Consider the following 9,236-nt stretch of genomic DNA (forward strand, 5'->3'; position numbering starts at 1 on the left):
CAACCCCAACCCCAACCCCAACCCCAACCCCAACCCCAACCCCACAGTTGCCAGGTAGATACTATTGGAGAGGGACAAAGTGAAGGAATGAGAAGTAAGAGAAGATTATGGAGTAACTCCTGTCAAAGATGCAAAATTGCTTTTCTTTTATTCATCCATAATCGTCTTCGATTCGTCTATTTCCCCCTAATGAAAGCGCTTATATAATAAAACTGTAAGCGTAACCGAAATGAACCTAAATGTACGAAGCGTAGCTGCATTGGCGGCCGCCTAGAAGGAGAGGGTTATCGGAGAAAGGGAGGAAACAGAAGCGAAATGAACGACAAACTGGAAGAGAACAGGGCGGCCGCTGTACTCACTTCTCCGCTGGAGAGGCGGAGGGGTGTGGGCTGGCTGCGGGAACTGCGACTTAGCGGGAATTTGTATTTAATGGTGCTGCCTGGCGTGCTCGGGTTTTTGTTGTTCAATTACATCCCGATGTACGGCATTATTATCGCTTTTAAGCAGTACGATCTTATTCTCGGATTTGACGGCAGCCCGTGGGTCGGTCTCAAGCATTTTCAGAGCTTCTTTGCTGATCCGTATGCTGTGCGGGTCGTCAAGAATACGCTGCTGCTTGGCTTGTATAGTCTGCTTTTCGGCTTCTGGCCGCCGATTTTACTGGCGCTATTGCTGAATGAGCTGACAAGCAAGTGGTGGAAAAAGTTTTTTCAATCCGTTAGTTACCTGCCGCATTTTATCGCGATGGTCGTTGTCGTCGGGATGATGATGGAGCTGCTTGGCGCGAATGGTCCGGTCAATTTACTACTCGGGTCGCTCGGTATGGAGCCGATTGCCTTCTTCAACGAATCGTCGTACTTTCGTACGTTGTTCGTCGGCAGCGGCATCTGGCAGGGCATCGGTTGGGGCTCAATTCTGTATCTGGCCGCTCTTACCGGCATTGATCCCGAGCTATATGAGGCGAGCTACATGGATGGTGCGAATCGGTTTCGCCGTATCTGGCACATCAGCTTGCCGGGCATGCTGCCGACCATTACGATCCTATTTATTTTGCACGCCAGTGATGTAATTAACGTTGGCTTCGAGAAGGCGTACCTCATGAGCAATCCGGCGATCTACGAGGTGGGCGATGTCATTCAGACGTACGTGTACCGCAGGGGGATCATTGACCGCAATTTCAGCTACGCTACTGCTGTCGGCTTGCTCAACAGTGTCGCCGCCTTCCTTATTCTGTACGTAACCAATCGCGCCAGCCGCGCTCTGAAGCAAAATTCGTTATGGTAGGAGGAATCTGCACGTGAAAAATACTGGATTCGCCAACCGGCTGTTCAATACGGCTAACTTTATTGCGTTGCTGCTGCTGACGCTGTCGATCGTTCTGCCGTTTGTGCATATGTTCGCGATTTCGATAAGCAATCCTGTGCCGGTTGGCTTGTTCAAGGTAATGCTTCTGCCGCAGGGCATCAACTGGGAGGCTTACATGGCCGTCTTGCGGGATAACCAAATCGTGTTGGCATATTGGAATAGTATTCGTTATACATTGCTCGGCACGTTTCTTGTATTGCTGATCGGGTGCCTCACGGCGTATCCACTGTCGATCAACCGATTTCGGGCACGTCGACCGCTGTCTGTACTGTTCACCTTCACGATGTTCTTTAGCGGGGGCCTTATTCCTAGTTTTATGCTCATTAAAAACATCGGGTTACTCGACACGATGTGGGCCATTACGCTGCCGGCCGCATTTAGCTTCTGGAACATTATTATACTGCGTACTAATTTCCAGGCGATGCCGCAGGAGCTGTATGAATCAGCTTTTATCGACGGTGCGAACGATTGGCAAATTTTGCTCCGCATCGTCATTCCGCTCTCCAAGGCTATTCTGGCAACAATTGCGTTGTTCGCTTCGGTCGGACTGTGGAATGCTTACTTCGGCCCGCTCATGTATTTAACGTCGCCGGAAATGCAGCCACTGACCATAATTCTCCGACGTATTCTCGTCGCTAACGAGGTACTGTCCCAGGGAGCGCTCGACCAGGCGAATACGCTTGAGGTTGATCCAGTCGCTGGCGCAGGGCGGATGATCAGCATACGTATGGCGACGATCTTCGTGACGATCGGCCCGATCGTGCTTATTTACCCGTTTGTGCAAAGATTTTTCGTGCAAGGCGTGCTTGTTGGTTCCGTAAAGGGCTGACATAAGCGAATCAGAGCATCGTATTAAGGCAAGGAACAGCGTTGCTCCAAGTGTGTACAATTATATTTTTATAGCATTCGTATAAACGATTCAGGAGGGGTTCTTAATGGGCAAAACTATGAACTGGCGGCTGACAGCCGCCGCCTTATCCATCTGTATGACAGTGCTGGCCGGTTGCCAGAGCACAGAGAAAGCCGCCACGCCTACCGCTTCAACTGGGGACGGCAAAAGCGTTGCCGGCGAAATTCCGACGGTGGAGGTCCTGACACCTTGGGATCCGGGACTGCCGATCGGCAGCGACTTGCCAGTGTTCGTCGAGTGGGGCAAGAGGACAGGCGTCAAATTTAACGTGAATAGCCCGCCTCGCGACGCGTTTAAGGAAAAAATGAACATCGTGCTCAGCTCTGGGCAACTGCCAGATATGATGAAATTTTTCCAAGATGACCGCACGTTTAAGGATTACGGACCGCAGCTGTTCGTGGCACTCGATGATTATATGAAGGCCGGCAAGTTGCCGAATCTGGAAAAATGGCTTAAGAAATATCCAGAGGCCGACAAGGTGATGCGCCATCCGGAGGATGGTAAATTGTATGCGTTTCCACTCGTGCAGGATTTCGATTTTGCCACAACGCTCTGGCTCGTGCGTAACGATTTGTTGAAGAAAGAGGGACTGGATGCTAGTCAGATTCAAACAGTCGACGATTTCAAGAAGGCTATGCTCGCGCTGAAGAAACAGACGGGGGACTACATTACTTCGTCACGGCTTGGCTTCGATTATTTTGCGGAACGGACGCAGATGTATTTTGGCATCAATGTTAATAACGGTCCGGGTAACGGAATGATGATGGACCCTGAGACGAAAAAATTCGTTTTTGCACCAGTCGACTTTAAAGATCGTTACAAGCAGTGGACAGAGCTGATGAGTTGGATGTATTCAGAGAAGCTGCTGCATCCAAATTTCTTGACGATGAAAGATCAGGAGCTGTTTGCGGGTTATGAGAGCGGCCAGTTCCCGCTAATGATGGAGCAACTTGCGATGTCGAACAATCTCAATCCGAAGAAGGATCCAGCTCGCGACATTCAGCCTATTTATCCATTGAAGATTGATGGCAAAACTTATACCCAAAATCTTGATCCGCACTATAACATTGCTTACCGCTCGCCGATGGTTATTAATAAAAAATCGAAGTACATCGATCAGATTATTAAGGCTATGGATTACACCTACAGCGATGAGGGCATTGAGTTCTTCATGCTTGGCGTTGAGAATGAGACGTTCACCCGTGACAAAACGACGCCTTCCGGATATAAGCTCGACAAAACCCAAAGCGTCTGGACCGTCGGAGCGGATGGCAAATACCCTGAAGGTATGAAAAAACAAACCGACTACGGCTATGGTAGCTGGTGGCTAACTGGTGTCATTCCGTCGTACAATCGCTTCGGTCTGCTCGGCTTTAAGGCAGGAGAGGATCAACAGGCCGCCATCATCCCAGACCGGATGAAAAAACTGAAGGAAATGAACGCACTGCGCGATCCCGAGCCTTCAATTAACTGGTCCAAGGACGAATCGTCGAAACTCGCCGAAATTACAACCCCGTTGAAGACGTATATGAGCGAAAACCTAACGAAATTTATTCTCGGTCAAAAGCCAATGACGGAATGGGATGCTTTCGTTGACGGCTTCAAAAAGCTGAAAACCGACGAGCTTGTCAAGATGTACAATGAGAAGTACGCCAAGTCTAAGTAGGCGATCCGATTCGCTTTGAAGCTATTGGCGCTACCCCTTTCTTCGTAAGAAGAGGCCGTCTCAGAAGTCTATGTAGACTTATTGAAACGGCCTCTTCTTGCGTTGTTCACCTTATGACGGATGAATAATAAACTGACTTCCTGCAATTTAACTGGATTTTCTCCATCTATTTGAAACGGATTTAGCAAATTTGGATGATTAACTGTATTTCCCGTAGTTAAATTTCTCCAATTGTATCGATTTTTCAAATTTCGTTGAATTTACCTGTACATTTTCCATCTAATTACGGAAATACCCCAAATTCGAGAACATTAGCTGTAGTTTTTACATCTAAATAAGATTCGGCAGCGGGACAGCCCCTTTGGCTCTTCAGAACTTAGTTGTCACCCAACAATTCTTTGATAGGCTGCTTGCTGCTGGTTAGGGACGCAATGTATGCCTCACACATACCTGTACACCGACCTGCGGAAAGCACTTGGCGTGCAGCCGACGGTTTTGCGGAAAACTCGGATAAAGTAGTTATAATCCTCATAACCGACATGATCTCCGACTTCTTGTAGGGATAATTCACTTGTGCTGAGCAGTCGCTTGGCTTCCTCCATTCGCACCACATGATGATACTGGAGCGGGCTAAGCCCTGTATGCTTACGAAGGCAGCGTGCAGCGTAGTCCTCATTGAAGTGCAGCTCCTGTTCCATGTGTGCAGCATGATAGGGTTCTCGAAGGTGCACTTCCAAATAACGCATTACCTGCGCTGCAAGCACGGAAGATCGGCTGCCTAGCCGGCCAGACCGTAATGAAGCTTGCAGTTGTGACAGGAGTCGGCCTAACAGTTGTTGCAGATTGAGGGCATACTCCATCGTCAAGGAGGACCTGAGCCGAAGCATTTCCTCCAAAATCGGCTCCACCGCCACCTGATCATAGGAACTGAATTTAGGCACATAAAGATACTGTTCTTGAGGCGCCAGATCGCTGTCTCTTCCTTCGCGCACGGGCACCGACCAGGAGATCTGATGGTCCGGAAGCCTAGAGATCGCAGGTTCATGCTTAAAATGGACCCAGTAAATCTCGGTCGGCTCCTCGCAAGCTTTGTGGCCGATGTGCGAGATGCCAGGTTCAAGCAACAGCATTTCGCCAGGGCCTACATCATATGCGTGCGATTCTTCTGTCATATGCAGCATCCCACTGCGAACTAATAGCAAATCGTATACATCAAAGGTTCGTCCAAAATGCTGGGCACCAACTGGCCAGATTGAGAAACCGATGGTGAGAAATTGCGGCAAAGGCGGAATGCGAAGTTGCAAGCAGTTCGTCATTAGTTGGATCTCCCATTGGTCGGAAATGTGCTATTTTAAGTCGTTGCTATTACTATATCATGTTTATCTTTCAAGCTATAGTTAAAACAAATACAGATTTAGGAGGCGACAGTTCTATGCGTTTTCGTCAAGTTCACCTTGATTTTCATACGTCGGAAGCAATCCCAGGGATCGGGTGCGATTTCGACAAAGAGCAGTTTCAGGACATGCTTCGCAAAGGCCACGTGGATTCAATCACCGTTTTTTCCAAATGTCATCATGGTTGGGCCTATCATCCTTCCGAAGCCAATGAGATGCATCCTCACTTAACATTTGATCTGCTTGGGGAGATGATTGAAGCAGCGCATGACATTGGCGTCAAAACGCCAGTCTATCTATCTGCAGGCGTAGATGAAAAGCTGGCGCGCCGACATCCCGAATGGCTAATTCGGGACATCAATGACAAGACGACGTGGGTGGATGGCTTTATGAAGCCGGGGTATCACTCTTTTTGTATGAATTCACCGTATCTGGACGTGCTTCTACGTCAAATTGACGAAGTGGTTCGGCGCTATGATGCGGATGGTATTTTTCTCGATATTGTCGGGGTACGCAAATGCTATTGTCACAAATGCGTCAGTCAATTACTGTCCGAGGGGAAAGATCCCCGTAACTTGAGTTCTGTGATAGATCTAGGCGAACGCACATACGCTAACTACACGCGAAGAGTCCGAGAAACGATTGACGCCGTGAAGCCGGGGCTGCCCGTGTTCCACAACGGCGGACATATCCGCCGTGGACGTCGTGATTTGGCTGCCATGAACTCACATTTGGAACTGGAATCTTTGCCGACAGGAGGTTGGGGCTATGATCATTTCCCACTTTCGGCCCGCTATGCGCAGGGGCTTGGGATGCCGTTTCTTGGCATGACAGGAAAATTCCACACGTCGTGGGGAGAATTCGGCGGCTACAAGCATCCGAATGCGCTGCGCTACGAAACAGCACTCAACATCGCGAATGGGGCAAGCTGTTCTATAGGCGACCAATTGCATCCGGAAGGTCGAATGGATCCTGCGACGTATGCGATTATTGGCGCGGCTTATGCCGAGGTGGAGAGCAAGGAACCATGGTGCGCCAATGTGCAAAGCATTGCTGACGTCGGACTATTCACGGTAGAGGCGGCAGTCTCACGGCCAGAAGAGGGTGAAGCCGATCGAACAGGCCATGCTGATGCCGGAGCAGTTCGCATGCTGTTGGAAGGTAACATTCTGTTCGACGTCATAGATATGGATAGCGATTTCCACCGCTATCGCGTTATTATTTTGCCGGATCGTATTAGGATAATTTCGGAACTTGAAACCAAGCTGAACACTTTCATGGCGCAAGGTGGAAAGCTGCTAGCTTCGGGGGAATCGGGGCTAAACCTAGAGGGATCAGCATTCTCGATTGATCTTGGGATGCGTTATGTCGGGATGAATCCGTATAAGCCTTCTTATTTTCACCCGCATTTTGCGCTGGAAAGCGTGCCGGAAGCATCCTTCGTCTTCTATTCCAAGGGTCAGCAAGTTGAATTGAGCGGGGATGGAGTGATGCTAGGGCACCGGGAGAATCCTTATTTTAACCGTGACGTGTATACGTTCTGTTCGCATCAGCATACCCCAAGTGCTCTCCAGTCGGACGGGCCAGGGATGGTTGAAAGCAGCGGCGGTATTTATATAGCGTGGAATGTCTTCGAGGAATATGCGACGGTGGGCAGTCTCGTTCTCAAGCAAAGCGTTCTGTACGCACTGAACAAGCTATTGGAACCTGCAAAAACACTGTCGACGAACTTGCCTGCACAGGGGATCGTTACGCTTATGGAGCAGCCGACAGAGCGGCGCTTTGTCAATCACCTATTGTATGCCGTGCCTGTCAAACGCGGGAAGAGCATCGAAGTAATTGAAGATTTAGTGCCGATTTTCGGGACCAAGGTGTCAGTGCGGTTGCATAAGCCGGTCAAAAAGGTGTATCTGGCCCCGCAGATGACAGAGCTCGCTTTCGTAACAGATTCAGATGGAACGGTGCATTACGAGGTGCAAAGGATAGATTGCCATCAAATGGTCGTGATGGATGTATAGACAAAAGAAGCCTGCAGTTGCAGGATTCTTTTGCTTTGGTTCCTTGCGTTATTGTCGGAGAACGATGATATCGATTGGATTGAACAGGATTTCATGCGATATGGTGAGATGAATTTATTGTGCAGTCAGGATTTGTGGACCCCCAGCCAGGATGGCAATCGTATGCTCGTATTGGGCGGCGAGCTTACCATCGATCGTTCGCGCGGTCCAGCCGTCCGGATCGATCGTCATGTAATAGGAGCCTTCGGTAAGCATGGGCTCGATCGTGAACACCATGCCTTCCTTGATTCGGAGGCCTTTGCCGGGCTTGCCAACATGCATATAGTTCGGCTCTTCGTGCAGGTCCCGGCCAATGCCATGCGCGAGAAGGTCGCGCACGACGCCGAATCCGTTCGATTCGGCATGTCGCTGGATGGCGCTCGTCACGTCGCCGAGCCGATTGCCGGGCTGCGCCTGCGCGATGCCAAGGTCCAGGCATTCCTTCGTGACGCGCATCAGCTTCTCGGCAGTCGGGGAGATCTGCCCAACCGCATAGCTCCAGGCGGAATCGCCGAGCCAGCCATCGAGCTCCGCGACGGTGTCGATCGTCACGATATCGCCCGCCTTAAGTGGCGTGTCTTTAGGAAAGCCATGCGCGATCACGTCGTTGACGGAGGCACAGGTGGCATAGGGATAGCCCTTGTAGCCCTTCGTATAGGGCTTGGCACCGTTTTTAAGAATGATTTCCTCGAAGATGCGCTCAATCTCGTTCGTCGTAATGCCCGGTTGAATGAGCGGGGCGATCGTACGATGGCATTCGACCACTACCTGGCAGGCTTTGTGGATGGCCTCGATTTCAAGTTTGCTTTTTAAAATAACCATGTTCGTATCAGGACTCCTTCGTAAAAGCTTGCATAGCGAGCTTGGCGATCCGATCGACGTCCAGCTCGGAAGTACCCGCATAGTAGTGTAGTCCGCAGCAACCAACCAGTACGGCAAGCATATGGTCAACGCTGTCGTCTTCACGCTGGACGATGGATTGGAGTGGAATGTACAGCCGTTCCATGAATCGTCTCTTGGTAAGGTTTCGATCTTTCTCAGGTAAGCCTGAGTAGTGTTCCGCTGCCATTTTGTAGACGAGATAGGCTCGGGCGTCCGACTGCCATAGAAGGAGCAGATCCTTGCAATACGTCAGCAGTTGCCCTTCGTTCGGGTTGTTGCCGCGAGTGTTTGCCCATTGTGCCAGGGCTTGCTCACAGCGCTCGAATCCGCTATTCAGTACATCTTCTATTAATAAATGTCGGTTGGGGTAATAATGGTAAACCGTGCCGTAACCGATCTTGGCTTCGCGGGCAACGTCACGAATATCAAAGCTGCCGCCAGTCAGGAAGTAGGTGCGCGCTGCAGCATCTAGGATTTGTTCACTGCGCTGCAAGCGGATGAGTTCATTTTGTTCTTTGGTACGGGGACACAAGGATGGGATAACCTCCTTTTATAGACATGCAAATTTGTCGATATAAAGATTGTAACGTAGGGGGCGCGAATATGCAAACCAATTCTTCAATATTCAAAGACAAACAGGTGTGTTATATGTTTGGAAGTCACTTTAAAAAGCCGTTCAAAACAAGCAACTGACTTCAAAGTCACACACCAACGCGAGATTGAGCAGCTTAGAAGGTTTAATCGACATATGAAACAAACCCTATTAAATTAACGTTGTTTTCGCAATTCTGTAGAAATATGCTTAAAAGATTTAGCCAATAGGCTAAGTCTTCTTTAGTACCGCTTATGCAATCTGATGGAATAGATCCACTGTCGTTGTGGATAGTTGCCTATATTAATTTAGTCCGATTTCTCCGAACTAAATCAGGGATTACATGCGGAAAAGCATGAATAGTCCGATT

Annotated in this window: 7 protein-coding genes; 4 read left to right on the forward strand and 3 right to left on the reverse strand. The window is 49.5% G+C overall.

The features are described 5' to 3' along the window. Window positions 1–315: 315 nt before the first annotated feature. The 3 genes from GC096_RS02415 (at window position 316) to GC096_RS02425 (ending at window position 3,941) form a co-directional block, all read left to right on the forward strand. Window positions 316–1,284, forward strand: a complete 969-nt coding sequence (locus GC096_RS02415; RefSeq protein ID WP_171628708.1) for an ABC transporter permease — start codon at window positions 316–318, stop codon at window positions 1,282–1,284. A 13-nt stretch (window positions 1,285–1,297) separates the two neighbouring features. Then, window positions 1,298–2,194 (forward strand): carbohydrate ABC transporter permease, encoded by an 897-nt coding sequence (locus tag GC096_RS02420; protein ID WP_171628709.1) that lies wholly within the window; start codon window positions 1,298–1,300, stop codon window positions 2,192–2,194. Between the two features lie 106 nt (window positions 2,195–2,300). Continuing rightward, window positions 2,301–3,941 (forward strand): extracellular solute-binding protein, encoded by a 1,641-nt coding sequence (locus GC096_RS02425; RefSeq protein ID WP_171628710.1) that lies wholly within the window; start codon window positions 2,301–2,303, stop codon window positions 3,939–3,941. 440 nt (window positions 3,942–4,381) lie between these two features. Here the strand turns inward: GC096_RS02425 and GC096_RS02430 are convergent, their stop codons facing one another. Further along, window positions 4,382–5,257, reverse strand: a complete 876-nt coding sequence (locus tag GC096_RS02430; protein WP_171628711.1) for a helix-turn-helix transcriptional regulator — start codon at window positions 5,255–5,257, stop codon at window positions 4,382–4,384. Between the two features lie 116 nt (window positions 5,258–5,373). On the opposite strand from GC096_RS02430, the gene GC096_RS02435 reads away from it, so the two are divergent. Continuing rightward, window positions 5,374–7,353: a beta-galactosidase trimerization domain-containing protein gene (locus GC096_RS02435; protein ID WP_171628712.1), complete on the forward strand. Its 1,980-nt coding sequence runs from the start codon at window positions 5,374–5,376 to the stop codon at window positions 7,351–7,353. A 114-nt stretch (window positions 7,354–7,467) separates the two neighbouring features. Here GC096_RS02435 and map read toward each other — a convergent pair whose 3' ends face one another. Next, window positions 7,468–8,214, reverse strand: a complete 747-nt coding sequence (gene map / locus GC096_RS02440; protein ID WP_171628713.1) for a type I methionyl aminopeptidase — start codon at window positions 8,212–8,214, stop codon at window positions 7,468–7,470. A 7-nt stretch (window positions 8,215–8,221) separates the two neighbouring features. Next, a complete protein-coding gene (locus GC096_RS02445; RefSeq protein WP_171628714.1) occupies window positions 8,222–8,806 on the reverse strand; it encodes a TetR/AcrR family transcriptional regulator in 585 nt (194 codons plus the stop codon). Window positions 8,807–9,236: the final 430 nt, after the last annotated feature.

Origin of the sequence: Paenibacillus plantarum (assembly GCF_013141695.1) — a bacterium.
Taxonomy (GTDB): domain Bacteria; phylum Bacillota; class Bacilli; order Paenibacillales; family NBRC-103111; genus Paenibacillus_E; species Paenibacillus_E plantarum.

Bases quoted from the DNA above. Each gene is read 5' to 3' on its own strand.
- map (WP_171628713.1), bottom strand. From the start codon at position 8,214: ATGGTTATTTTAAAAAGCAAACTTGAAATCGAGGCCATCCACAAAGCC.
- GC096_RS02415 (WP_171628708.1), top strand. From the start codon at position 316: ATGAACGACAAACTGGAAGAGAACAGGGCGGCCGCTGTACTCACTTCT.
- GC096_RS02430 (WP_171628711.1), bottom strand. From the start codon at position 5,257: ATGACGAACTGCTTGCAACTTCGCATTCCGCCTTTGCCGCAATTTCTC.
- GC096_RS02425 (WP_171628710.1), top strand. From the start codon at position 2,301: ATGGGCAAAACTATGAACTGGCGGCTGACAGCCGCCGCCTTATCCATC.
- GC096_RS02435 (WP_171628712.1), top strand. From the start codon at position 5,374: ATGCGTTTTCGTCAAGTTCACCTTGATTTTCATACGTCGGAAGCAATC.